A 23,354-nucleotide genomic window follows, 5' to 3' on the forward strand; every position below is an offset into this window, starting at 1 on the left:
TTGTTCGTATAAAACGTCCGCTTGCGATACTTCATGATAAACACTCCATCTTCTTCAAAAGATTAAAGTGTTCCGACCACCCGTTGAAACCACACTGCAGACCTTCAAGCACCCGAAAGTTTGGCGGTGCGCAGGGCCCTTTCCAACGCGTCAAGAAAACGAGACCGGTCGGCCTTGGTGAATCCCTTGCCGCCGCCCTGGCGAAACGGATCGGCGGCGCGCAGGTCAGTCATCAGGTCGCGGGTGGCAAGCACGTTGCCGATGTTGGCGCGGGTCAGGGGCTCGCCATTATGCTTGAGCACCTGCGCGCCCGCCTCGACGCATTTTGCCGCGAGGGGAATATCCCCGGTGATCACCACGTCACCGGGGCCGACGCGCTCTGCGATCCACATATCGGCGACATCGGGGCCGTCGGGCACGATTACCGTCTCGACAAGCGGGTTCTGCGAGGGGCGCAACCCGCCGTTCGAGACGATAAACATTTGCGCGCGATGCCGGGTGCCGACCTTTTCAACCTCGGCCTTGACCGGGCAGGCATCGGCATCGACATAGATGCTCATTTCTTTGCCTTGCGGATTTTGGCCTCGGTGCGGTGAAGCTTGTATTCCTCTGGAATCGGCATGCGGTTGAAGGCGTCCAATCCGGCGATTTTATAGGCCTCGGCCAGCGTCGGATAGTTGAAGGTGTTCTGCACGAAGTAATCCACCGTGCCCTTGAGGTTCAGCACCGCCTGCGCAATGTGAATAAGCTCGGTCGCGCCCTCGCCGACGATCTGCACGCCCAAAACCCGGCGCGTCTTGAGTGAAAACAGCATCTTGAGCATGCCATGTTCCAAGCCCATGATATGCCCGCGTGACGTCTCGCGAAAGCGCGCGACGCCGACCTCATAGGGAATGCCGCGTTCCTGCATTTCCTCTTCTGACATGCCACAGGTCGAAATTTCGGGCACTGAATAGATCCCATAGGGAAACCAGGGGCTTTCCGGCAAGGTGGGCGTTTCAAGCGCATGACAGGCCGCAACGCGCCCCTGTTGCACCGAGGTCGAGGCGAGCGAGGGGTGACCGATCACGTCGCCCGCGGCATAGATGTGCGGCACGTTGGTCTGATAGGTTTTGCGATCAACCTCGAGCCGTCCGCGATGGTCGGTTTCAAGCCCGGCGGCGGCAACATCAAGGCCTTCGGTTGCGCCCATCCGCCCGGCGGCAAAAAGCAACATCTCGGCGCGGACGTGACGGCCATTGGCAAGGCTGACCTCGATGTGATCGCCCGCGTCCTCAATCGTTTCGATAGCCGATCCAAGCCGCAAATCGACACCATTCTCGCGGATTTGATGGGTGAAATCCCGGATAAGCGCTGTGTCGATGAAATCGAGGAAAGTCTCGCGCGGCTCGATCAGGGTCACGCGCACATCAAGCGCCGAGAACATGGTGGCATATTCCACCCCGATTACCCCGGCGCCGACCACGATAAGGCTGCGCGGAATCTGGGCAAGTTCGAGAAACTCGTCGCTATCCACCACGGTGCGCCCGTTGAAGGGCACGTTGTCGGGGCGATAGGTCTTGGTGCCGGTGGAAATCAGAAACCGATCAGCGGTGAGCCGCGTGACATCGCCCGCCTCGGTGGCGACATCCAAGGTATGCGGATCGACAAAGCGCGCCAGCCCATGCAACGTGTCGACATGGTTGCGGTTGAACTGATGCTCAAGCACGTCAACCTCGTGATCGAGCGTCATGTGCAGCCGCGCCTTGAGATCCTCGGCGCCGATGTCATCCTTGACCCGATAGGCACGGCCGTAAAAGCTGCGCTCGCGCCAGCCCGAAAGGTTCAGAACCGTCTCGCGCAGGGTTTTGGAGGGGATCGTGCCGGTGTGCACCGAGACCCCGCCAAGCCGGTCCTTGCGGTCGATGACAAGCACCCGGCGCTTGAGTTTGCCGGCCTGAATGGCCGCCGCCCGGCCCGCCGGGCCAGAGCCGATGATGATCAGGTCATAATGGCTCATGGTCTAATCCGCATAAAGCGCCTCTGCGTGGAATGAAACGTGATCCTCCATAAGACTCGACATGAAGAAATAGCTGTGGTCATAGCCCTTTTGCATCCGGATCGCGCCCTCTTGGCGGCGCGCAAAGGCGGCATCGGCAAGGGTTTCGGGGCGCAGCAGATCGAGGAACTGATCGTTGGTGCCGGTATCCACCAGAACCGGGCCGTCAAAGCCGGTTTCGCGCATCAGGATGCTGGCGTCATGGGCGGCCCATTTGCTTTCATCGGCGCCAAGATAGGCGGTGAACTGTTTGCGGCCCCAATCGCTTGCGGTGGGGTTACAGATCGGCGCAAAGGCTGAGACGGAGCGGTAACGCCCGGCGAGGCCCATCGCGAGGGTAAGCGCGCCGTGCCCGCCCATCGAATGGCCGGTGATCGACTGGCGCTCGCCGTCAATCGCGAAATTCTCGGTGATCAGCGCAGGCAATTCCTCGGCAACGTAATCCCACATCTTGAAATGCGGCGCCCAGGGGTCTTGGGTGGCGTTCACGTAAAACCCGGCGCCTTGCCCAAGGTCATAGGCCTCGTCATTGGCAACGCTCTCGCCCCGCGGGCTTGTGTCGGGAAAGACAAGGGCAATCCCCTGTTCGGCGGCCCAGCCCTGGGCACCGGCCTTGGTCATGGCATTTTCATGGGTGCAGGTCAGCCCCGAGAGATACCAAAGCACCGGCACCGGGCCATCCTTGGCCTCTTGCGGCAGGAAAAGCCCAAAGGTCATGTCACCACCACAGGCCTTGGATGTATGGCTATAAACCCCCTGGATACCCCCAAAACAGGTGTTTTCCGAAACCGTTTGCATGCGTCTCTCCTTTGCCATCTTAAGCAGTGTTCAATAAAGCTGGTTCACCCAGCCGATCACAAGCGACACTGTAACGATTGCCGCCGTCGTTGAAATCAGAATCGAGGCCGACACCCGCTTGGGCGCGACCCCGTAATGCTGGGCCAGCATATAGACGTTGCCCGCCACCGGAAGGCTCGCCGCGGCGATCATCACCGCTGCGGCATAGGGCTCGACCCGGAACAGAACCAGGGCCGAAAGCGCTACAAAGGCCGGGTGAAGCACCAGTTTGCAGAACGACAACCAGCCCGAGATCGTCGCACGCTCGGCCGATTTCGAGGCGAGCGACGCGCCAATCGCGAACAGGGCGCCGGGTGTCGCCGCGCCACCCAGAATGGCCACGAAGTCGTTCATCGGGTCCGGGATCGGAATGCGCAGGCCCGACCATGTGAGGCCCAGAACGATCGAGACAATCATCGGGTTTTTCAAAAGGCCAAGGCCAACCGTGCGCAGAATCCCAAGGCTCATCCGGCCATCGCGCGAACCGGTGATCAGGATCACCACAAGCGAGCCAAAGACAATCAGGTCAACCGCCAGAACGATCATCACCGGGCCGATCGCCGCTTCGCCCATCAGCATGGCCAGCATCGGCACGCCTAGAAAGCCGACATTCCCGATCACCGCGCATTGCGCCTCGATGGCGACTTCCTGAATACTGATCCGGCGCAACAGCGCGACCATCGTCGCGATGCCATAGACAAAGCCGGTGGCCCAGAGATAGGCCATCACGAAGTTCCAATCCAGAACATCCGCCAGCGTCAGGTTTGCCGAAAACCGGAACAGCATCGCCGAGAGGGCAAAGTAGAACACGAACTTCGTCAACCATGCTGTCGCCACCTCGGGGAAAAACCCGCTGCGTCCGGCGCCGTATCCCAGCCCGATGATCAAAAAGAACGGAAGTGTCTGGAGGAATACACTTAACATGCGCGTGTGGTAGCAGGTTCCGGGGCAAGGTCAATCGACCCTGACCCCTCGGGCATCGGACCACAAAGCCCTAGACCGCTAGCCGCTGCCGATCAGGACACCGGCGGCAAACACAAGCGCACCGCCAAGCACCACCTGAAAGGCGGCGCGAAAAAACGGCGTGTCCATGAATTTGTTCTGGATCCAGGCAATCGCCCAAAGCTCGATAAAGACGACGACAAAGGCGACGATTGTGGCGGTCCAGAAATCCGGGATCAGGTAGGGCAAGGCGTGCCCGAGCCCACCGACCATCGTCATAATCCCCGAGGAAAAGCCGCGTTTGATCGGGCTGCCGCGCCCAGACAATTCGCCATCGTCACTGGCAGCCTCGGTAAAGCCCATCGAGATGCCCGCGCCGACACTGGCCGCAAGCCCGACGAGGAAGGTGGTCCAGGTGTCTTGCGTGGCAAAGGCGGTGGCAAAGATCGGCGCGAGCGTCGAAACAGAGCCATCCATAAGCCCGGCAAGCCCGGGCTGCACCCATGTCAGAAGGAAGGCGCGCTTCGAGGTGCGCTCTTCTGCGGCACGTGAATCCTCGTCAAGGTGTTCGGCCTCAAGATCGCCGGCGCGGGCCTGATGACCGGCCTCGGCGGCGGCGAGATTGCCAAGCAGCTTGCGGGTGTCTGCATCGGTCGTGCGCTGCGCCGCCTTGATGTAAAATGCCTCGGCGTCACGCTCCATCCCCTCGGCCTCGGCGCGGATACGCTCGATCCCGAGGTTCTCGATGAGCCAGACAGGGCGGCGGGCATAAAACCCGGCAACATGCTCGCGCCGGATAAGCGGGATCACATCGCCGAAACGCTTGGAATGCAAGTCGATCAGGCGTTGGCGGTGGTCGTCTTCTTCGGCGGCCATGCCATCAAAAACCTTGGCGGTATCGGGATATTCGGCGCGCAACAACTCGCCATAGCTTCGATAGATACGCGCGTCATCTTCCTCAGAGGAAATGGCGAGCGCCAGAATTTCCTGTTCTGACAAATCCTTGAAACGTCGACGTGACTGGATACCGGGAATCATGACTGCCTCTCACCTTAGAATGGTTCTAATGTACTCTAGCCGCTGGTCGCTTCAAGCGCAAAGCGTCGGGGTGTCGCGCATTAACTAAACGAAACAGTTCACTTTGCTCTTGAAAAGTAAACCAAACCGTTTAGGTAAGATTCTGAACCAAACAGTTCACTTATGGAGAATGACATGAAACAGATCGTCACCGCAATCGCCCTCTCGCTTTCTCTGGCCGCCTCGCCTGTTCTGGCCTTTGGCATCGACGTGAACTCGCTCACGCCTGTCCTGACCTATCCCGACCCTGCGCCCGCGCCGGTGACCCAAGGCAACAGCGGCATCAATAAATGACCTCTCAGGATCACGGACCATCACGAACCTGAAACGGCGGCCTGTGATTTCCGCACCTGTGCGCGGATGTGCTTGCGATCCAGCCGTCAGGGCGACTAAACTAGCCCTCTTACCGGGAGGATCTTTATGTCGGCAATGGCCGCGGAAATCAAAAAAGGGCGCAAGTTTGATCAGGTGCTCGAAGGGGCACGGCACGTGTTTTTGCGTGACGGCTTTGAAGGCGCAAGCGTTGATGACATCGCCCGAGAGGCGCAGGTGTCAAAGGCCACGCTCTATAGCTATTTTCCGGACAAGCGCCTTCTGTTCTCTGAGGTGGCCCGGATCGAATGCAACCGCCAGGCCGAAGAGGCGCTGCGCGAATTTGATCTGAACGCCCCCTGCGCCGTCACCCTGCGCGATATCGCGGATCGTGTCGTACGGTTTTTCCTGTCGGATTTCGGCATTCAGGTTTACCGGATTTCCGTTTCTGAATCCCACCGCTTTCCCGAACTTGGCAAACGGTTTTACGCCTCTGGACCAGAGTTGCTGCGCGAGCGGCTTGGCATGGTGTTTGGCCATTACGTGGAAACCGGCGCCCTCAAGATCGACGATATGAATTTGGCCGCTGAACAGTTTTGCGAGCTGTGCAAATGCGATCTTTTCGTGCGCTGCCTCTGTGGTCTGTGCAAGGCCCCGCAAGAGGCCGAAATTGACCGCGTCGTCACCGGAGTGGTCGATATGCTGATGGCGCGCTACGGCGCATAGCCGTAAGTCGTCTCCGGGCGCTTAGCCGATTTTGACAGGGCCTCTTTAGGACGTCCCAAATTGCGCCAATCGCACACCGTTGCTTTCAAGTTTGCCCCGTACCGCGCGTGCGATGTCCAGCGCTTCGGTGGTGTCGCCGTGCACGCAGATCGTATCGACGCGGGTTGCGATCCGTTTGCCGCTTTCGGCGATGATCGCGTTTTCGGTGACCATCGCAAGGATGCGATCCGCCGCGATTCCGGCATCATGGATAACGGCGCCGGGCAGCTTGCGGTCGACCAGCGTGGCATCGTCGTTATAGGCGCGGTCGGCGAAAATCTCTCCGGCCCAGTTACAGCCGAGATCCTCTGCGACCTGTTGCATCGGGGTGGCGGCCAGAACCAAAATCGTGATGTCGGGCGCAACATCCAGAGCGGCGCGGTAACAGGTGCGGGCAAGGTCGGCATCCTCGCTTGCCATGTTCGACAGCGCGCCGTGCAATTTGAAATGCCTCACCTGCGATCCGGCGGCGCGGGCCATCGCGAGTGAGGCGCCCAATTGATACTGGATCATGTTGCGAAGGCTGTCAGGCGACAGGTTTATCCGACGGCGGCCAAACCCCTGAAGGTCGGCAAATCCCGGATGCGCACCGATACCGACGCCCTTGTCGTGCGCCAGCCGCATGGTGCGGGCCATGACATCGGGATCTCCCGCATGAAAGCCACAGGCGATATTGGCCGAGGTGACAACATCCAAAAGGGCCGCGTCGTTGCCCATGGTCCAATCGCCAAAGGATTCGCCCATATCGGCATTAAAATCGACGGTTCGTGCCATTGCTGTCTGTCCTATATGTCATCCCACCCGGTGATCGCCCCGCTGATCAGCTGATAGCTCAGCAGATCGTGCATGCGGCGCGGGTCGCGGATCAGGGGTTGTATCAAGCGGGCCATGTCGGCCCGGAGGTTTTCAAGGGGGCGGTACGCCGCGACTGCCTCCTCGTGGGTCACGAAGGTGAATCGCAGGGGGGCGCCGGGCGTCGCCTGCGCCACCTTGGGAAGGTCGCCGGGCGTGACCGTGCCGATGCGCGGGTAGCCGCCAACCGTCTGGCATTCGGGCAGCAACACGAAAGGCTGGCCATCGCCGGTCATCTGAATATCGCCGACGGTCATGCATTCCGACAGGATCGTCAGCTGTTCGCCGGTGGAAAACGGCGCGCCGTCAAAGGCAAGTTCGGCGCCCTGACGGTTGCCACGTGGGGTGCGTTGAAACGTGGTGGCTTCGAAGCGCGCGCGCACGTCATCGGGGAAATGAGCGGTGTGAGCACTTGGTAAAACAGTGACTGTTCCACCGGAAAAGCGGTCTTGCGGGGGCAGAACGTTGCCGGTGTTCTCAGTGTGTCGATCCTCGCCAACCGGCAGGTGATCACCGCTTTGAATGCGCTCGCCGATCCCGCCGGTAAGATGCGCGGCGCGGCTTCCGAGGAAGGGTTTGGTGTCGATTCCGCCACCCACATGCAGATAGCCGTAGTTGCCAGAACTCGCCGCGCCGATTGTAAGGCGTTGCCCGGCGCTCATGAGGTGGCTGGCGTTCCAGACCAGGGCAGCACCATCAAGATCGGCCTTCATCGGGGCACCCGTAAGGGCGATGCGGATATCGTGGGTCGCCTCGAATTCGCCGCCCATGCCAGCCATCTCGATCGCCGCAAGCCCAAGGGCCTGACCAAGCAATGCGGCCCCTTCGGCAAGCGCCACCCGATCCGCGGCACCGCCAGCCGCCAGCCCGTAAACGAGTTGTCCGCTGCGGCCCAGATCCTGAACCGTCATGGCAGGGCCTGCGCGGCGCACGATCAGGGCGGCACTCATGGGATCACCTCGAATGACGCGCCACCAAGCCCGGTCTGGTCGGTGTGCTCAACGTGATCCAGCTCGTCCTCGGAAATCGACGAAAACAGGATTTCGTCGCCAACGCCCAAAGTGAACGGCGCGTCCTGATCCGGGCGAAAGCCGCGAAAGGCTGTTTGCCCGATCATCCGCCAGCCGGTCGGCGTTGAGGCAGTGAACAAGACCAGCTGTCGGATCGCAACGGCGATGGCGCCGTTCGGCACCTGTTTGGTCAGCCCGGACTGACGCGGAATATTCCAATGGGCGGGCAGAGTGCCAAGATAGGGCTGTCCGGGGGCAAAACCGATGGTCAGAACCCGCACGCGAGTGGTTGTCATTTCCTCGATCGCCTGATCCCGGTCGATACCTGCCAGCTTTGCGGCCTCGTCAAGTTGCGGCCCGCGTGTGCCTCCAAAAGCGGCGGGCACATGCCAGAGGCGCCGCCCCTGCGGCAGTGGCACATCGGACCAATCGGTGCCTTCAAGCAGGGCCAAAAGCGCTGCGCGGATGTGTTCGAGGTCGGATTTCACTGGGTCGAAAAGCACGAAGGTCGAGGCGAGCGATGTCGTGGTCTCTTTGATGCCCTCGATCTTGGCAGTCTCTATCATGGCCCGAAATGCCAAAGCCGCGCGATTTGCGCCATCGGAAAGGCGGTCGGCAAAGGTGATCAACAAACCGTCGATGCCAACGGTCTGCAGTCTGGGGTAATTTTCTGAGCCGTTGCTTTGGGGGGGCACCGTTATTCACCTTGATGATATCACTTGCCACAATTGCAAAACGATGATAAATTGTCAACGTAATACATTCAAAAAGGCATCGTTAAGATGCGAACCAACGGGAGATAAATCTAATGAAGGTAGTTCATGCTGCATTTTTTGCCGCAACCATTGCCATGGCGACACCGGCCCTCGCCGAAAGCTGGGACATGCCCACGCCTTATGGCGACAGCACCTTTCACACCGTCAATATCCAACAGTTTGCCAAGGATGTAGAGGCGGCCACGAATGGCGAGCTGACGATCACGGTGCATTCCGCCGGATCGCTGTTTCCACATCCCGAGATCAAGAATGCGGTTCGCTCGCGTCAGGTTCCGATTGGCGAGTTTTTCCTGTCGCGTCTCTCGAACGAGGATCTTGCCTATGGCCTCGACAGCCAGCCGTTCTTGGCCACCAATTACGAGGATGCCGCCAAACTCTGGGCGGCGCAGAAGCCTGTCATTTCCGAGTTGATGGCGGCCGAAGGCCTGATGCCGTTGTTCTCGGTGCCATGGCCCGCGCAGGGGCTTTATACCAATGGCGAGATCAAGACCGTCGACGATCTGGCCGGTCTGCGGTTCCGCGCCTATAACGCTTCGCTCGAAGAATTCGCGGCCGCCGCCAAGGCCGCCCCGGTGCAGATTGAGGCCTCTGACATTCCGCAGGCCTTTGCCACGGGTCAGGTTCAGGCCATGATCACCTCGCCCTCGACCGGCGCCAATTCCAAGGCCTGGGATTTCCTGAGCCACTATTCCCCCATCGACGCATGGCTTCCCAAGAACATCGTTGTCGTGAACAAGCGGGTCTTTGACAAGCTGTCGCCCGAGGTACAATCGGCGGTCATGGATGCGGCCGCGGCGGCGGAAACGCGCGGCTGGGATATGTCACGCGCCGAAGCGGCCGAGAAAACCAAGGTGATGGCGGATAACGGCGTGACGATCGTGCCCCCGTCCGACGACCTTACGGCCGGACTTGAGGCAATTGGCGCTACCATGCTTGAGAACTGGAAGGCGAACGCGAGTGATAGCGCGATGGCCATTCTGGACGCTTACCAGAAATAAGATCGACAGGCACAGCGCGGCTAGATGGCGGTGCTGTGCCGTCAACCATTCCCCGGATCAATACCAGCAGGAGCCACGGTTATGCGGCAACTCCTTGATCGACTCTATCAAATTGCCGGGGCTATTGCGGCTCTGTCCATTCTTGGCATCTGCCTTGTGGTTTCAGCGCAGGTTGTTCTGAACATTCTGGCGCGCCTTGGCGGGCCGGACCTGTCCTTTACCATTCCCTCTTACGCTGATTTCGCCGGCTACATGCTCTCGACGGCGTCGTTCATGGCGCTGGCCTATACCCTGCGCAGCGGAAGCCATATCCGGGTCAACCTCTTCGTTCAGAAACTGGCCGACGGCCCGAAATGGGTGTTCGAGCTTGTCGTTCTCACGCTTGGCATCGCGATCACCGGCTATGCCACCTGGTACGCCGGGGCGTTGATGGCCGAGAGTATCGAATATGGCGATATGTCCACCGGCATCATCGCGATCCCGCTCTGGATACCACAAACGGCGATGGTGGCGGGGCTTGGCCTTTTGACAATCGCGCTGATCGACACTTTGATCGAAGCCCTGATCACCCGTGCGCCGGTGCTGATCGATAAAGGATCGGAATAACCTATGTCTGACCCGATGGTTTTCACGGTTCTGCTCTCGGTCCTTCTGGTGCTGTTGGCGATGGGCATGTGGGTGGCGCTCTCGCTGACCTTCATGGCCCTTGTCGCGCTGGTGTTCTTTGCCAATCCGCCCGCCGGTCAGGTACTTGCCACCACCCTCTGGGGGCATAGTCATAGCTGGCCGCTGGCGGCCTTGCCGCTTTTCATTCTGATGGGCGAGATATTGTTACGATCCCGCCTGAGCCAGGACATGTTTACCGGCCTTGCCCCCTGGCTTGGGCGCATGCCGGGGCGGTTGTTGCACGTCAATATCCTTGGCTGTGCGATTTTCGCGGCGGTTTCGGGATCATCCGCCGCCACTGCCGCCACCATAGGGCGGATGTCGGTACCGGAACTGACCGAGCGGGGCTATCCCGAAAAACTTATCCTTGGCACGCTGGCTGGCTCTGCCACGCTCGGCCTGTTGATCCCGCCGTCGATCATCCTGATCGTTTATGGCGTGGCGACCGAGCAATCCATCGCGCGGTTGTTCGTGGCCGGGGTTCTGCCCGGTCTGATGCTTGTCGGCCTGTTCATCGGCTATGTGGCGTTCAAGGCGATCATGAACCCGGCGAGCATTCCGGCGCTTGAGGGCACCTATTCGTTTGGCGAAAAGCTGCGCGCGTCGCGCAGGCTTATCCCGGTTTTGTTGCTGATCAGCGGTGTTATCGGCTCGATCTATTCCGGGGTTGCCTCGCCGACCGATGCGGCCGCGCTTGGCGTTGTCCTGTCTGTTGTGCTGGCGATGTCGACCGGGGGGTTTGGCTTGGCCGAATTCAAGGACGCGCTTTTGTCGGCGACCAGGACCTCCTGCATGATCGCCTTTATCCTGATGGGCGCGGCGTTCCTGTCGATCTCGATGGGCTTTACCGGCATTCCGCGCAACCTTGCCACATGGATCGGCGGGTTTGACTTGTCGCCCTATGCTCTTTTGGCGGCGCTGACGGTTTTCTTTGTCATTCTGGGCTGTTTTCTCGACGGGATTTCGGTTGTGGTGCTGACCACCTCGATCATCCTGCCCATGGTCGAAGCCGCCGGAATAGATCCGCTTTGGTTTGGCATCTACCTTGTGCTTGTTGTCGAGATGAGCCAGATCACCCCGCCTGTCGGCTTTAACCTGTTTGTCATTCAGGGGCTCACGGGCATCAATATCCTGCGGGTTGCGGCTGCGGCGATGCCGTTCTTTTTCCTGCTGCTTTTGGGCGCGCTCTTGATCACGGTGTTCCCGTCAATCGTAACGGTTCTGCCGAACGCGATGGGCAATTAAAGCGCGATCTTAAAGAGATGAGGCGGCGCGGCTGGCCTGATCATATTGGCCCGACATGCTGCGCAGGGTCGATGCAATCTCGGCAAGTTCGCTGCCGGAAATCCCGGTACGGGGCAGGCCGTTCAAAAAGCATTCCTTGCGCACCTTGCGGTAGAGATCGCAAAGCTCGGTACCGGTGTCAGAGGTGCGGTAAAACACTTCCTTGCCGCGCTTTTCCGAATTCACCAGCCCCAGCTTGAGCAATTTGCGCAGGGCATAGTTGATCGTGTGGCTGTCTTCGATGTTCAGCATGAACCCGATATCGGCCAGCCGCTTTTCGCGATCCCGGTGGTTGACGTTATGCAGCACCAGAATTTCAAGCGAGCTTAGCTCGGGCATGCCGGCGGCGTTCATGCATTTCTGCATCCAGCGGCTGAACGCGTTATAGGCGATGATCAGCCCATATTCGAATTCCGAGGTTTCCCAGCCCTCACCTTCGGCCAGGTGGCGCGAGGATACGATACGCCGACGGTCGGGTTCGCTCATCAGGTTATTCCTGCAAATCGTTTGTAAAGTGTCTGTAAATTAAGTATATATCAAAAACATCGAGACTGGAACGCCTTACCGCGCAATTGATGTCTGCCCTGCGCCGCATGGTGTCGGGCCAGCCCATCACCATCGCCCCGGATGATCTGCTTTCGCAGCGCCATTACTGCGTTGCTGGTCGTTTTATCCTGCGTGCCCGTATTGTGAATCTAAGCGGGCGGATATTCAGCTAGATTATTGGTGCGCTTGATACATTAGGCCGAAAATACCCCGGGGAGTTTGAGGGGCAGCGCCCCTCATCCTACTTACCTGTGCGGCGCAGCCGCGCTGTTTCGAAAAACGCCGCCGATCAGCTGGCTGCTTTCATGAGGCCGTCTTCCTTGAGCTTGGCGGCCGCCTGATCGAGCGAAGCCCAGGCGCGCTCTGCAAGCGTGTCGATCTCCTCTTTGGTAATCACCAGCGGCGGTGAAATGATCATGCGATCGCCCACATGGCGCATCACCAGACTATTGGCAAAACAGCGCTCGCGACAGATATAGCCCGCCGTGCCCGCATCCGCCGCAAACTTGGCGCGGCTTTCCTTGTGCGGGGTCAGCGCAAGCGATCCCATCATTCCCACGATACGCGCCTCGCCCACCAGCGGGTGATCGGCCAGCGCCTGCCATTTTTCCTTGAGGTATGGCCCGGTGTCCTGCGCCACGCGCTCGACAATCTTTTCCTCTTCCAGAATTCGCAGATTCTCAAGCGCCACCGCGCAGGATACCGGATGGCCGGAATAGGTATAGCCGTGATTGAATTCGCAGGCATTGATCACCTCGGCAATCTTGTCGCTGACGATCGAGCCGCCGATTGGCGCATAGCCAGAGCTAAGCCCCTTGGCGATGGTCATGATATCGGGCCGGATGTTCAGGGTCTGGCTTCCGAACCAGTTGCCGGTACGACCAAAGCCACAGATCACCTCGTCCGCGATCAGAAGGACGCCGTATTTGTCGCAAATCCGCTGAATCTCGGGCCAATAGCTATCGGGTGGGATGATCACTCCGCCGGCGCCCTGGATTGGCTCGGCAATGAAGGCCGCCACGCAGTGCGCGCCAAGCTCTTCGATCTTTTCCTCAAGCTGGCGGGCGCGGGCGAGGCCGAACTCTTCGGGGTCGCTATCGCCGCCCTCGCCGTACCAATAGGGTTGATCAATATGGTGGATATCGGGGATCGGCATGCCACCCTGCGCATGCATGCCCGACATGCCGCCAAGGCTACCGCTGCCGACGCTTGACCCGTGATAGGCGTTCTTGCGTGAGATGATCACCTTGCGCTCCGGCTGGCCCATTTCGGCCCAATAGGTGCGCACCATGCGGATGTTGGTGTCATTCGCCTCGGACCCGGAGCTGGCGTAGAACACATGGTTCAAATCCCCCGGCGCCAGTTCGGCAAGCTTGGCCGAGAGGGCAATGACCGGGACATGGGTGGTCTGGAAGAAGGTATTGTAAAACGGAAGCTCACGCATCTGCCGCGCCGCCACTTCGGCCAGTTCTTCACGGCCATAGCCGATGTTGACGCACCACAGGCCCCCCATTGCATCGAGTATCTGATTGCCTTCGCTATCGGTCAGGGTCACGCCCTTGGCGCGGGTGATGATCCGGGCACCCTTTTGCTCAAGTTCATTGTTGTTGGTGAAGGGATGCATGTGATGAGCGGCATCAAGCGCCTGCAATTCGGCCGTGGGCATATGGTTGGTGATTGCCGTCATGGTCATACCTTTCGCGTATCAAGAGACTCGCTGGCGCGAAGGCCAACCTTTGCCCCAGAATATGATCAAATTATTTCCTGTCAATCGAATCAGCACAAAGCGCCTGATTGCTCCAAGGATTGGCGCACTTGCTCCATTCCCTGAATGACATCCTCTCGGATTGCGCGCGCTGCGGCCTCAGAATCGCGCGCCTGCATGGCCTCCAGCATGGCCTTGTGCTTGTCCGGCAAATTCTGGGTGCCCATACGCCCGCAAACCACCCGAAGCGACGGCCCGAACCGAAGCCAGAGCCCGTCGGCCATACGCGCCAGAATCGGCGCCTCGGCAATCTCGTAGAGACGCTTGTGAAAGCGATAGTTCAGTTCGAGATAGGCGCGCAGATCCCCGCGCGCGATGGCAACGTCCAACTCATCATCCAAGGCGCGCAGCTGGTTCAGATCACTCAGGCGTGCACGCTCAGTGGCCCGCAGGGCAAGATGGGGGTCAACCCATTGACGGGCAAGGATTAGTTCGCTTATGTTGTCGGCGCTCAGCAAGGGCACACTGACCCGCCTGTTGCCCTGAAATACAAGTGCGCCTTCGGCGATGAGGCGGCGCAATGCCTCGCGCACCGGTGTCATGCCGGCACCAAGGCGTTCCGACAGGCCCTGAATGGTCACCGCTTCCCCCGGTGCCAGATCTCCAAACAGCACCAGATCGCGCAGTTGGCGATAAATCACCTCATGTGCGGGAAGCCGGGGCAAGGCGGCCTCGGGAGTGCTCAAATCCTGTGCGGTTGTCGTCATCTGTTGCGCGTCCAAGCCATGACTTTGAATGTCTGTCCTTGCGAGTTTAACGGCTGCATGAAAACATTACTATATTGCCATGAGCGGAAATTTTTGATCAAATCCGCGGCAAGGCAGACGACATGCCGACCAACGGGAGAATATAATGCGACATCTAATCATGACCACCACCGCCGCTCTGGCGCTAGGGGCGATCACCGCCTCGGCCGAAGAAGTGCGGGTTTACAACTGGTCCGACTATATCGACGAAGCCCTGCTTGAAAAGTTCGAGACCGAAACCGGGCTTGATCTGATCTACGACGTGTTTGACAGCAACGAAGTGCTTGAGACCAAGATGCTTGCGGGCGGGTCGGGCTATGATGTGGTTGTGCCCTCGGGCACCTTCCTGCAACGCCAGATCACGGCCGGAGCGTTCCAGAAGCTTGATATGGACAAGCTGCCGAACCACGCCAACATGTGGGATGTGGTCAGCAGCCGGACCGAGCAATACGACCCCGACAATGCCTATTCGATCAACTACATGTGGGGCACCACGGGCATCGGCGCGAATGTCGGCAAGGTCAAGGAATTGCTGGGCGAGGATGCCCCGCTTGATAGTCTTGAACTGGTTCTGAACCCCGAGAACATGCAAAAGCTCGGCGATTGCGGCGTGCATTTCCTTGATGCGCCGGCAGAAATGATCCCGATGGTTCTCAAGTACATCGGCGAAGACCCCGATAGCCATGACCCAGAGGTGATCGCCAAGGCAGAGCCGATCCTTATGGCGATCCGCCCCTATATCCAGAAATTCCACAGCTCGGAGTATATCAACGGTCTGGCCAATGGCGATATCTGTGTCGCGGTCGGCTGGTCGGGTGATATCCTTCAGGCGCGTGACCGTGCCGCCGAGGCGGATAATGGCGTGGAAATCGTTTATAATGCGGCCAAAGAGGGCGCGCAGATGTGGTTTGACCAGATGGCGATTCCGGTCGATGCCCCTAACCCCGATGGCGCGCATGTGTTCCTGAACTTCATCATGGATGCGCAAAACATGGCAGCTGCGTCGAACTATGTTTATTACGCCAACGGCAACAAGGCCTCTCAGGAGTATCTTGTCGAGGATGTGATTGGCGATCCGGCGATCTATCCCGATGCCGCGACGCTGGACAATCTGTTCACCACCACGCCCTATCCGGCCAAGGTACAGCGGGTCGTGACCCGCCTTTGGACCAAGATCAAATCAGGCACCTGATAAGATCACATAAAAATGCCCGCGCAGGTCACGGCCCGCGCGGGTTTTCTCAATGAAGGCAGGGGTAGGTATGTCACAAACCGTTTTCGAGCCCTGGAATGATCCGACCGCGAAACCGCTGATTCAATTCAAGAACGTCACCAAGCGTTTCGGCGATTTCACCGCGATCGACAATCAAACCTTTGATATCTATGAAAAAGAATTCTTTGCTCTACTTGGCCCCTCCGGTTGCGGCAAGACCACTATGATGCGGATGCTTGCCGGATTCGAGGCTCCGACCGAGGGCACGATCCTTTTGGCCGGGCAGGATATTGCGCCGATCCCGCCCAACAAGCGGGCGGTGAACATGATGTTCCAGTCCTATGCGCTTTTCCCGCATCTGTCGGTCTGGGAAAACATCGCTTTCGGCCTGAAGCGTGACAAGAAATCCAAGGATGAGATCGCCGCGCGCGTCGCCGAGATGCTCAAACTCACCCGGCTTGAGAAGTTTGCCAAGCGCAAACCCCACCAGATTTCCGGCGGTCAGCGCCAGCGTGTCGCCCTTGCCCGCAGCCTTGCCAAGGCACCGAAACTCTTGCTGCTTGACGAGCCGCTTGGCGCGCTTGATGCCAAGCTTCGCCAGGATACACAGTTCGAGCTGATGGATATTCAGGAAAGCACCGGCACCACCTTTGTGATCGTCACCCACGATCAGGAAGAGGCGATGACCGTCGCAAGCCGCGTGGCCGTAATGGATGACGGCAAGATCGTTCAGGCCGATACGCCGGCGCGCATCTATGAGATGCCCAATTCGGTTTATGTGGCCGACTTTATCGGCGAGGTCACGATCCTGAGCGGGACTGCCCGGCGCGGCGATGGCGCCTATGAGATCAGCTTTGCCGAAGACCAGCCAACGCTTTTTGCGGAGTCCGATACCGAATTTGACAATGGACAGGAATGCCACCTCGCGATCCGGCCTGAAAAAGTCTCTATTACGGCGCAAAAGCCTAGCGATCGGCGTAATGCGCTTGAGGGGAAAATCCTTGATATCGCCTATCTTGGCAATCTTTCCACCTATCATGTCGAGCTGCCCGGCGGGCAGATCGTCAAGGCACAGACCGCCAACACGACGCGCCTGTCGCGGCGCAGCTTTACCTGGGAAGACCGGGTTTGGCTGTCCTGGACGGATACCGCCGGCGTCTTGTTGAAAGGATGATGTGATGCGTCGGTTTGCCCTTATCGCCCTGCCCTATGCCTGGTTGCTGGCGCTGTTCCTGGTGCCCTTCATCATTGTCCTCAAGATCAGCCTGAGCGATATCGACCTTGCGATCCCGCCCTATACCCCGACGCTTGATGTCTCCGAGGGTTGGGCCGGGATCAAGGCGTTTTTTCGTGCGCTCGACTTTGAAAATTTCGTCTTCCTGACTACCGATGATCTTTACTGGAAGGCCTATATTTCGTCGCTCAAGATCGCATTTATCGCGACCTTGCTTACGCTTTTGGTCGGCTATCCGATCGCCTATGGCATGGCCAACGCGCCCGATCATTGGCGGCCAACCTTGATGATGCTGGTGATCCTGCCGTTCTGGACAAGCTTTCTTATCCGGGTCTATTCGTGGATGGGAATCCTGTCGACCGAGGGCTATCTGAACCAATTCCTGCTGAGTCTGGGTCTGATTTCCGAGCCATTGACCATTCTGAACACGCCAACGGCGGTCTATATCGGTATCGTTTATACCTATTTGCCCTTTATGATCCTGCCGATTTATTCGGCGCTGGAACGCATGGATGGATCGCTTCTTGAGGCGGCCGAAGACCTTGGGTGTTCACGCCTAAAGGCATTCTGGTTAATTACCATTCCCCTATCGAAAACCGGCATTATCGCGGGCTGTTTTCTGGTGTTCATCCCCACCATCGGCGAATTCGTGATCCCCTCGCTTTTGGGTGGCTCGCAAACCCTTATGATCGGCAAGGTGCTCTGGGAAGAATTCTTCAACAACCGCGACTGGCCGGTGGCCGGCGCCGTCGCGGTAGTGTTGCTGCTGATCCTGATCATTCCGATTGTGCTGTTTCAGCGCAACGAGCAAAAACAGCGGGAGCTTGAAGGATGAGACGTCTCACATGGTTTAACGTCACCTCGCTTTCGCTTGGGTTCGCCTTCCTGTACCTGCCGATGCTGATCCTGATCACCTATAGCTTCAACTCGTCAAAACTTGTGACGGTCTGGGCCGGGTTTTCGACCAAATGGTATGGCGAGCTTTTGCAGAATGAGGCGTTTTTGGATGCCGCATGGGTCACGGTGCAGGTCGCCGTTGTCAGTTCGAGCATCGCGACCGTGCTTGGCACCATGGCGGCGCTTGTGCTTGTGCGCGCCGGGCGGTTTCCGGGGCGGACACTATTTTCCGGCATGGTTTACGCGCCACTGGTGATGCCAGAGGTGATCACCGGCCTGTCACTCTTGCTGTTGTTCATCGGCATCGGGCTTGATCGCGGGATATTCACCATCATCCTGGCGCATACGACATTCTCGATGTGCTTTGTCTCGGTCGTTGTGTCTTCTCGCCTTGTGACGTTTGATGAATCGCTTGAAGAGGCGGCGCTTGATCTTGGGTGTTCGTCGTTTCAGGCGTTTCGCCTTGTGACTCTGCCGATCGTTGCCCCGGCGGTGATCTCGGGTTGGCTCTTGGCCTTTACCCTGTCGCTGGATGATCTGGTGATCGCAAGCTTTACCGCCGGGCCATCGTCCACCACCCTACCGATCAAGATATGGAGCGCGGTGCGCCTTGGGGTTTCGCCCGAGATCAACGCGCTGTCGACCATCATGATCGCGATTGTCGCCGTCGGGGTGATCACGGCCTCTCTGGTCACCAAGCGCGCAAGCCTGCGCCAACAGGCGGATGAGCGCGCAGCAGTCCACGCATGAGCCGGATTTATCCTGCCTACACCTACGGAAACAGCCCCCGTGAGCGATGCTTTTGGGCCGAAACAGTGCCTGTTCCTGAATTTTCACAGGCGCGCGATAAGATCACATGTGACGTGGCCATCATTGGTGCAGGGTTTACCGGGCTTTCGGCCGCTTTGCGCCTTGCACAGACGGGCGAAGATGTTTGTGTGTTCGAGGCCGAAACCCCCGGTTGGGGCGCATCCGGGCGCAATGGCGGGTTTTGCTGTCTTGGCGGATCAGCGGCCTCTGACGGGATGCTGCGAAAGCTTTACGGCGAAGAGGCCCGCCGCGAATACCGCCGGAGTGAGGCCGAAGCCGCCCGGTTTGCCCAAACCTTGATCAAAGAGCATGACATCGCGGCAGATGCCCATTCGAATGGCGAGACGCTATTGGCGCATACACCAAAAGCGGCAGAGGGATTTGCCGCGCGCGCCAAGCAGATCGAGGCGGATTATGGTGTGACGCCAAGCCTGATTTCAGGGTCTGATCTTGCCCAAAGTGGCATGAAAGGCCCGTTTTATGCGGCGCTGACAACCCCCATCGGTATCGCGCTCAATCCGCTAAAATATGCCCTCGGGCTAGCAAACGCTGCGACCCGCGCGGGCGCGCGTATCTATGGCCACTCACCCGTGACAAAGATCGGGCAGGTCAATGGCTTTCGCCTCAGCACGCCAAAGGCACAGGTCACCGCAAAGCGCCTTATCGTGGCGACCAATGGCTATTCCTCGGATGACTTGCCCGATTGGATGCGCTCGCGCTATTTGCCGACGCAATCGAACGTGATCGTGACCCGGCCGCTTGGCAATGACGAGATCGCCGCACAGGGATGGTCGAGCCACCAGATGTGTTATGATGATCGGTTTTTCCTTCACTATTTCCGCCTGATGCCCGACAAGCGGATGCTTTTTGGCATGCGCGGCGGGCTATTTAGTTCTGCCCGCTTCGATCAGCGCATGCACCGCACCATCCGGCGGCATTTTGAGACGATGTTCCCGGCCTGGAGCCATGTGGAAAGCCCCCATAGCTGGAACGGTCTGCTTAGTCTTGCGCCCGATTTGACCCCCTATGCAGGGCCGATTGCCGATATGCCGGGCGCCTTTACAGCACTGTCGTTTCACGGCAACGGGGTCGCGATGGGTACATATGCCGGCGCGTTGCTGGCCGATCTCGTTCAAGGAAAAGCGCCCGAGCACCTCTATCCAAAAATCATGCAGGCCGCTCCACGGCGCTGGCCGCTTGGCCGATTGCGCCGCGCCATGCTCTGGCCGCCCTATGCGCTTGCAACGGTCATGCGGGATTAGACCCTAGTCCGGCGTTCTGGCCGCGCGCGCCTTGTTGCGCCTGATCCCAAGCTGACGTTCGCGCAGGATGATCAGACATCCCGCAAGGATAACCAAGGCCGCCCCGCTGAGCATCGCGCTGGTCGGCACCTCGTCAAAGACGAAATAGCCAATCGAAAGCGCGAACAGGATCGAGGCATAGTCAAACGGTGCCACGACACTTGCATCGGCAAAGCGATAGGAAGAGGTCAGGAAGATCTGACCCAACCCACCCAGGATGCCGGCCGTCACCAAGAGGCCAAGCTCAAATCCAGACGGCAGCACCCAGCCAAACGGGATGGTCAAAAGCGACAAGGCCGTCGAGGTGATCGAAAAGTAGAAGACGATTGCGCTGGTTTCTTCGGTCTGAACCAGTTTGCGCACGTAAATCTGGGCCAATGCCGCACAGATCGCGCCGGTCAGCACCACCATCGCGCCAACCGCTTGAGCCGTTTCAACCGTCGGCCCGCTGAGCGCGCTCAGACGCGGGGCAAGAACGATCAGAACGCCGACAAGGCCAAGCGCCACCGCCCCAAGCCGGTAAACGCCGACCTGCTCATTAAGGAACATGGCGGCAAATACCACCACCAAAAGCGGCGCAGCATAGCTGATCGCCGTGACCTCGGGCAAGGGCAACAACCCGAGTCCGGCAAAGCTCATTCCCATTGCGGCGGTGCCGACGAAACCACGCCAGAAATGCCCAATCGGCGAGGCCACCTTAAGCCCGGTGCGCAAATCCCCGCGCCAGGCAAGCCAGACCAGAATCACCGGAATGGCACAGGCCGAGCGGAAAAACACTGCCTCGCCCGGCGGAACATGCCCCGAGGCTGCCTTGATCAGCGCCGACATGGTAATGAACAGGGTCACCGAGATAAGCTTGAGCGCGATGCCGGTCAGGGGCCGCATGGATTGGTTCCTTCGCGCCTTTGATCAGGCCAAAACAGATACTATTTCGGCCCGATTTACCCTAGGCCGGGTTATCCGCCGTGGTCTTCGGAAGCACCCAATCGGCCCGCGGGAAGTGACAGGTATAGCCCTGCGGAAGCCGTTGCAGGTAATCCTGATGTTCTGGCTCTGCTTCCCAGAAATCGCCGACCGGTTCAACCTCTGTCACGACCTTACCGGGCCAGAGACCGCTGGCCTCGACATCGGCGATGGTGCGCAGCGCCTCTGCCTTTTGTGCGTCGTCGACATAATAGATCGCCGAACGATAGCTAAGCCCTCGATCATTGCCCTGACGGTTTACCGTGGTCGGATCGTGAATCTGAAAGAAATATTCAAGCACCCGGCGATAGCTGATCTTTGCCGGGTCAAAGAAAATCTCGATCCCCTCGGCATGGGTGCCGTGGTTGCGATAGGTGGCATTGGGCACATCCCCGCCGGTATAGCCGACGCGTGTTGAAATCACGCCCGGCAGCTTGCGGATCAGATCCTGCATGCCCCAGAAACAGCCCCCCGCCAAAACAGCGCGTTCGCTCATGTCACATCCTCCACTTGATCAAGATAATCGCCATATCCCTCGGCCTGCATGTTGTCGCGATGAACAAACCGGAGGCTGGCGGAATTGATGCAATAGCGCAAACCGCCCCTGTCGCGCGGCCCGTCAGGAAAAACATGGCCAAGGTGGCTATCGCCGTGCTGACTCCGGACTTCGGTGCGGATCATCCCGAGCGTGAAATCATTGATTTCGGTCACATGGGTCGGCTCGATCGGCTTGGTGAAGCTGGGCCAGCCACAGCCCGATTCGTATTTGTCAGAGCTGGCGAAAAGCGGCTCGCCACTGACGATGTCCACGTAAATGCCCGGCTCTTTGTTGTTGAGGTATTTGCCCGTGCCGGGGCGCTCGGTGCCGTTCTTCTGCGTTACCCGAAACTCTTCGGGGCTAAGCGCCGCGATGGCGTTCGGGTCTTTGGTGTAGTTTGTCAAAGTCATTCTCCTAACCCGGGATAGTTACATCTATCAGATGGGGCGCCCGCGCAAAATTCAAATGAAATTTACCCACTTGATTGATCCAAGCGTAGCCTTCAGCCCGTACACCTAATGAAACCCTTCGGAGGATCCTATGCGTTACCTTGCCGTTTTGTTCGCCTTGGTTTGGGCTTTACCCGCCGCCGCCCTCAATCTTGAGGCGCCGTTCGAGAATATTGACGGCGGCACTTTCAAGCTGTCCGATTGGGCGGGTCGCCCGGTGCTTGTGGTCAACACCGCGTCGCAGTGCGGCTTTACCGGGCAATACGAAGGGCTGCAGGCGTTGCATGACAAATATAGCGCTCGTGGTCTTGTGGTGTTGACGGTGCCTTCAGATGATTTCCGCCAAGAACTGGCCACCGACCAACAGGTCAAGGAATTTTGCGAGATCAACTATGGGCTGACCCTGCCTATGACCACGATTACGCCAGTGACAGGGCCCAAGGCGCATCCGTTTTATGCCTCGGTCGCCGAGGAAGCCCGGTTTGAGCCAAGTTGGAATTTCAACAAGATCCTGATCGCCCCCGATGGCACTGTGGCCGCCACATATGGGTCAACCACACGACCACTGTCACGCAAGGTGACCCAAGCGATTGAGGCCTTTCTTCCTAAATAAGGTCTGACTGGCGTGTCCGCGTCAATTAGGGTGTCGATAGCGAGGGATTTGTCACCACTGGCACCTGTGACTTAGCAACACGTTCTCTCAGCGGCTCGAAGAATTCGAAAATTCTTGAGTTAAACCAATGCGATATTTGAAGTTTTGGTGCCCAGGAGAGGACGACTTAAAAATCGAACCGATGGGCAACCTACTGTTTTTCAAGGGATATTCAGAACGCTTTCGCGGCCATGTGTCCCATGACGTGTGCTATTTGTGTCCCATGAAAAGGACGTGAAGGCAAGCCCCTTGCTCTAACAGAAAAATGAAGTTCAAGAGTAAGGATTTGGGCGAAGCGCTCCCTTCAATTTGGCAACCAAGCACGCATCCACATGGCTTTCTGCACGAAGTGCTAGTCGGGGATGTCCCTGCCTTAGTAAATCCCAAAACGCTTGCTCGCCGTCAGGTCTCGGTCGGTCGATTTCGTCAATGGCGTTCGAATACTAAAGGTCTATGAGAAGTAGCAAATCAAGGAGCCTCAAAGTTCCATGCTTGGTACTTACTACGGCAAACGCCTGCGTCCGTTGGCCACCCACAGTGCCTGTGACTGTACTTTAAAAGCCATTCAAGGGGTTCATCAGTTAAATCGTAAGCGGTGCGCCGCTCCCACACTTACGGCATGACGCCTGATCTGCGATTCAGAGGCTTCTTTGATTTGTGGGGAGTTTCTCGATGGTAGCTAC

General features: G+C 58.6%; 26 protein-coding genes. 12 read left to right on the forward strand and 14 right to left on the reverse strand.

Features of this window, described 5'->3' with window-relative positions; all coding sequences use genetic code 11:
• Nucleotides 1-104 precede the first annotated feature (104 nt).
• The 5 genes from BUB78_RS18195 to mbfA form a co-directional block, all read right to left on the reverse strand.
• Nucleotides 105-560, reverse strand: coding sequence for a YaiI/YqxD family protein (locus tag BUB78_RS18195; RefSeq protein ID WP_073200583.1), 456 nt, complete (start codon nucleotides 558-560; stop codon nucleotides 105-107).
• Nucleotides 557-1,999 carry a Si-specific NAD(P)(+) transhydrogenase gene (gene sthA, locus BUB78_RS18200; protein WP_073200585.1) on the reverse strand — a complete coding sequence of 481 codons (1,443 nt, stop codon included), beginning with the start codon at nucleotides 1,997-1,999 and terminating at the stop codon, nucleotides 557-559. Before sthA ends, BUB78_RS18195 begins: the two co-directional genes overlap by 4 nt.
• A 3-nt stretch (nucleotides 2,000-2,002) precedes the next feature.
• Complete coding sequence (gene fghA / locus BUB78_RS18205) at nucleotides 2,003-2,836, reverse strand: S-formylglutathione hydrolase (RefSeq protein ID WP_073200587.1); 834 nt, start codon at nucleotides 2,834-2,836, stop codon at nucleotides 2,003-2,005.
• 30 nt (nucleotides 2,837-2,866) lie between these two features.
• Entirely contained in the window at nucleotides 2,867-3,799 is a 933-nt protein-coding gene (locus tag BUB78_RS18210) for an AEC family transporter (RefSeq protein WP_073200589.1), read from the reverse strand.
• A gap of 78 nt (nucleotides 3,800-3,877) precedes the next feature.
• Nucleotides 3,878-4,855 (reverse strand): iron exporter MbfA, encoded by a 978-nt coding sequence (mbfA, locus tag BUB78_RS18215; RefSeq protein WP_073200591.1) that lies wholly within the window; start codon nucleotides 4,853-4,855, stop codon nucleotides 3,878-3,880.
• 174 nt (nucleotides 4,856-5,029) lie between these two features.
• Between mbfA and BUB78_RS20780 the strand changes: the two genes are divergently transcribed.
• Together BUB78_RS20780 and BUB78_RS18220 are read left to right on the forward strand one after the other, a co-directional pair.
• Nucleotides 5,030-5,188, forward strand: coding sequence for a hypothetical protein (locus BUB78_RS20780; RefSeq protein ID WP_170865106.1), 159 nt, complete (start codon nucleotides 5,030-5,032; stop codon nucleotides 5,186-5,188).
• Between the two features lie 126 nt (nucleotides 5,189-5,314).
• Entirely contained in the window at nucleotides 5,315-5,932 is a 618-nt protein-coding gene (locus BUB78_RS18220; protein WP_073200593.1) for a TetR/AcrR family transcriptional regulator, read from the forward strand.
• A 45-nt stretch (nucleotides 5,933-5,977) separates the two neighbouring features.
• Here the strand turns inward: BUB78_RS18220 and BUB78_RS18225 are convergent, their stop codons facing one another.
• Genes BUB78_RS18225 through BUB78_RS18235 form a run of 3 tightly spaced genes read right to left on the reverse strand, consistent with a single transcriptional unit; the run spans nucleotide 5,978 to nucleotide 8,528 of the window.
• A complete protein-coding gene (locus BUB78_RS18225) occupies nucleotides 5,978-6,745 on the reverse strand; it encodes a LamB/YcsF family protein (RefSeq protein ID WP_073200595.1) in 768 nt (255 codons plus the stop codon).
• A gap of 11 nt (nucleotides 6,746-6,756) precedes the next feature.
• Nucleotides 6,757-7,773 carry a 5-oxoprolinase subunit C family protein gene (locus BUB78_RS18230; protein WP_073200597.1) on the reverse strand — a complete coding sequence of 339 codons (1,017 nt, stop codon included), beginning with the start codon at nucleotides 7,771-7,773 and terminating at the stop codon, nucleotides 6,757-6,759.
• Nucleotides 7,770-8,528 carry a 5-oxoprolinase subunit B family protein gene (locus tag BUB78_RS18235; RefSeq protein WP_073200599.1) on the reverse strand — a complete coding sequence of 253 codons (759 nt, stop codon included), beginning with the start codon at nucleotides 8,526-8,528 and terminating at the stop codon, nucleotides 7,770-7,772. The genes BUB78_RS18230 and BUB78_RS18235 overlap by 4 nt, the downstream gene beginning before the upstream one ends.
• A 113-nt stretch (nucleotides 8,529-8,641) precedes the next feature.
• On the opposite strand from BUB78_RS18235, the gene BUB78_RS18240 reads away from it, so the two are divergent.
• The 3 genes from BUB78_RS18240 to BUB78_RS18250 all read left to right on the forward strand — a co-directional run bounded on the left by BUB78_RS18240 (nucleotide 8,642) and on the right by BUB78_RS18250 (nucleotide 11,518).
• Nucleotides 8,642-9,607 carry a TRAP transporter substrate-binding protein gene (locus BUB78_RS18240; protein WP_073200601.1) on the forward strand — a complete coding sequence of 322 codons (966 nt, stop codon included), beginning with the start codon at nucleotides 8,642-8,644 and terminating at the stop codon, nucleotides 9,605-9,607.
• Nucleotides 9,608-9,688: 81 nt separating this feature from the next.
• Nucleotides 9,689-10,213, forward strand: coding sequence for a TRAP transporter small permease (locus BUB78_RS18245; RefSeq protein ID WP_073200603.1), 525 nt, complete (start codon nucleotides 9,689-9,691; stop codon nucleotides 10,211-10,213).
• A 3-nt stretch (nucleotides 10,214-10,216) separates the two neighbouring features.
• On the forward strand, nucleotides 10,217-11,518 hold the full coding sequence (locus BUB78_RS18250; protein WP_073200605.1) for a TRAP transporter large permease: 1,302 nt from the start codon (nucleotides 10,217-10,219) through the stop codon (nucleotides 11,516-11,518).
• 9 nt (nucleotides 11,519-11,527) lie between these two features.
• Here the strand turns inward: BUB78_RS18250 and BUB78_RS18255 are convergent, their stop codons facing one another.
• Entirely contained in the window at nucleotides 11,528-12,043 is a 516-nt protein-coding gene (locus tag BUB78_RS18255; protein WP_073200607.1) for a winged helix DNA-binding protein, read from the reverse strand.
• 89 nt (nucleotides 12,044-12,132) lie between these two features.
• Here BUB78_RS18255 and BUB78_RS20995 point away from each other — a divergent pair, with 89 nt between their 5' ends.
• Nucleotides 12,133-12,276 carry a hypothetical protein gene (locus tag BUB78_RS20995; RefSeq protein WP_220084033.1) on the forward strand — a complete coding sequence of 48 codons (144 nt, stop codon included), beginning with the start codon at nucleotides 12,133-12,135 and terminating at the stop codon, nucleotides 12,274-12,276.
• Nucleotides 12,277-12,392: 116 nt separating this feature from the next.
• Here the strand turns inward: BUB78_RS20995 and BUB78_RS18260 are convergent, their stop codons facing one another.
• Nucleotides 12,393-13,790: an aspartate aminotransferase family protein gene (locus tag BUB78_RS18260; protein WP_073200629.1), complete on the reverse strand. Its 1,398-nt coding sequence runs from the start codon at nucleotides 13,788-13,790 to the stop codon at nucleotides 12,393-12,395.
• A gap of 89 nt (nucleotides 13,791-13,879) precedes the next feature.
• The gene (locus BUB78_RS18265; RefSeq protein WP_073200608.1) at nucleotides 13,880-14,575 is read right to left on the reverse strand and encodes a GntR family transcriptional regulator; all 696 of its coding nucleotides are present in this window, start codon (nucleotides 14,573-14,575) and stop codon (nucleotides 13,880-13,882) included.
• Nucleotides 14,576-14,720: 145 nt separating this feature from the next.
• Between BUB78_RS18265 and BUB78_RS18270 the strand changes: the two genes are divergently transcribed.
• From BUB78_RS18270 to BUB78_RS18290, 5 genes are all read left to right on the forward strand, one after another.
• On the forward strand, nucleotides 14,721-15,806 hold the full coding sequence (locus tag BUB78_RS18270) for a polyamine ABC transporter substrate-binding protein (RefSeq protein WP_170865107.1): 1,086 nt from the start codon (nucleotides 14,721-14,723) through the stop codon (nucleotides 15,804-15,806).
• Between the two features lie 70 nt (nucleotides 15,807-15,876).
• Entirely contained in the window at nucleotides 15,877-17,001 is a 1,125-nt protein-coding gene (locus BUB78_RS18275; protein WP_073200613.1) for an ABC transporter ATP-binding protein, read from the forward strand.
• A gap of 4 nt (nucleotides 17,002-17,005) precedes the next feature.
• Nucleotides 17,006-17,896: an ABC transporter permease subunit gene (locus BUB78_RS18280; RefSeq protein WP_073200615.1), complete on the forward strand. Its 891-nt coding sequence runs from the start codon at nucleotides 17,006-17,008 to the stop codon at nucleotides 17,894-17,896.
• Nucleotides 17,893-18,708, forward strand: a complete 816-nt coding sequence (locus BUB78_RS18285; RefSeq protein ID WP_073200617.1) for an ABC transporter permease — start codon at nucleotides 17,893-17,895, stop codon at nucleotides 18,706-18,708. The genes BUB78_RS18280 and BUB78_RS18285 overlap by 4 nt, the downstream gene beginning before the upstream one ends.
• Nucleotides 18,705-20,030 carry an NAD(P)/FAD-dependent oxidoreductase gene (locus BUB78_RS18290; protein ID WP_073200619.1) on the forward strand — a complete coding sequence of 442 codons (1,326 nt, stop codon included), beginning with the start codon at nucleotides 18,705-18,707 and terminating at the stop codon, nucleotides 20,028-20,030. Before BUB78_RS18285 ends, BUB78_RS18290 begins: the two co-directional genes overlap by 4 nt.
• Before the next feature lie 3 nt (nucleotides 20,031-20,033).
• Here the strand turns inward: BUB78_RS18290 and BUB78_RS18295 are convergent, their stop codons facing one another.
• The 3 genes from BUB78_RS18295 to msrB all read right to left on the reverse strand — a co-directional run bounded on the left by BUB78_RS18295 (nucleotide 20,034) and on the right by msrB (nucleotide 21,974).
• Nucleotides 20,034-20,954: a DMT family transporter gene (locus tag BUB78_RS18295; protein ID WP_073200621.1), complete on the reverse strand. Its 921-nt coding sequence runs from the start codon at nucleotides 20,952-20,954 to the stop codon at nucleotides 20,034-20,036.
• 61 nt (nucleotides 20,955-21,015) lie between these two features.
• A complete protein-coding gene (gene msrA, locus BUB78_RS18300; protein ID WP_073200623.1) occupies nucleotides 21,016-21,528 on the reverse strand; it encodes a peptide-methionine (S)-S-oxide reductase MsrA in 513 nt (170 codons plus the stop codon).
• A complete protein-coding gene (msrB, locus tag BUB78_RS18305) occupies nucleotides 21,525-21,974 on the reverse strand; it encodes a peptide-methionine (R)-S-oxide reductase MsrB (RefSeq protein WP_170865108.1) in 450 nt (149 codons plus the stop codon). Before msrB ends, msrA begins: the two co-directional genes overlap by 4 nt.
• 136 nt (nucleotides 21,975-22,110) lie before the next feature.
• Between msrB and BUB78_RS18310 the strand changes: the two genes are divergently transcribed.
• Complete coding sequence (locus tag BUB78_RS18310) at nucleotides 22,111-22,632, forward strand: glutathione peroxidase (RefSeq protein WP_073200627.1); 522 nt, start codon at nucleotides 22,111-22,113, stop codon at nucleotides 22,630-22,632.
• Nucleotides 22,633-23,354: the final 722 nt, after the last annotated feature.

Source organism: Roseovarius marisflavi (assembly GCF_900142625.1).
Taxonomy (GTDB): Bacteria; Pseudomonadota; Alphaproteobacteria; order Rhodobacterales; family Rhodobacteraceae; genus Roseovarius; species Roseovarius marisflavi.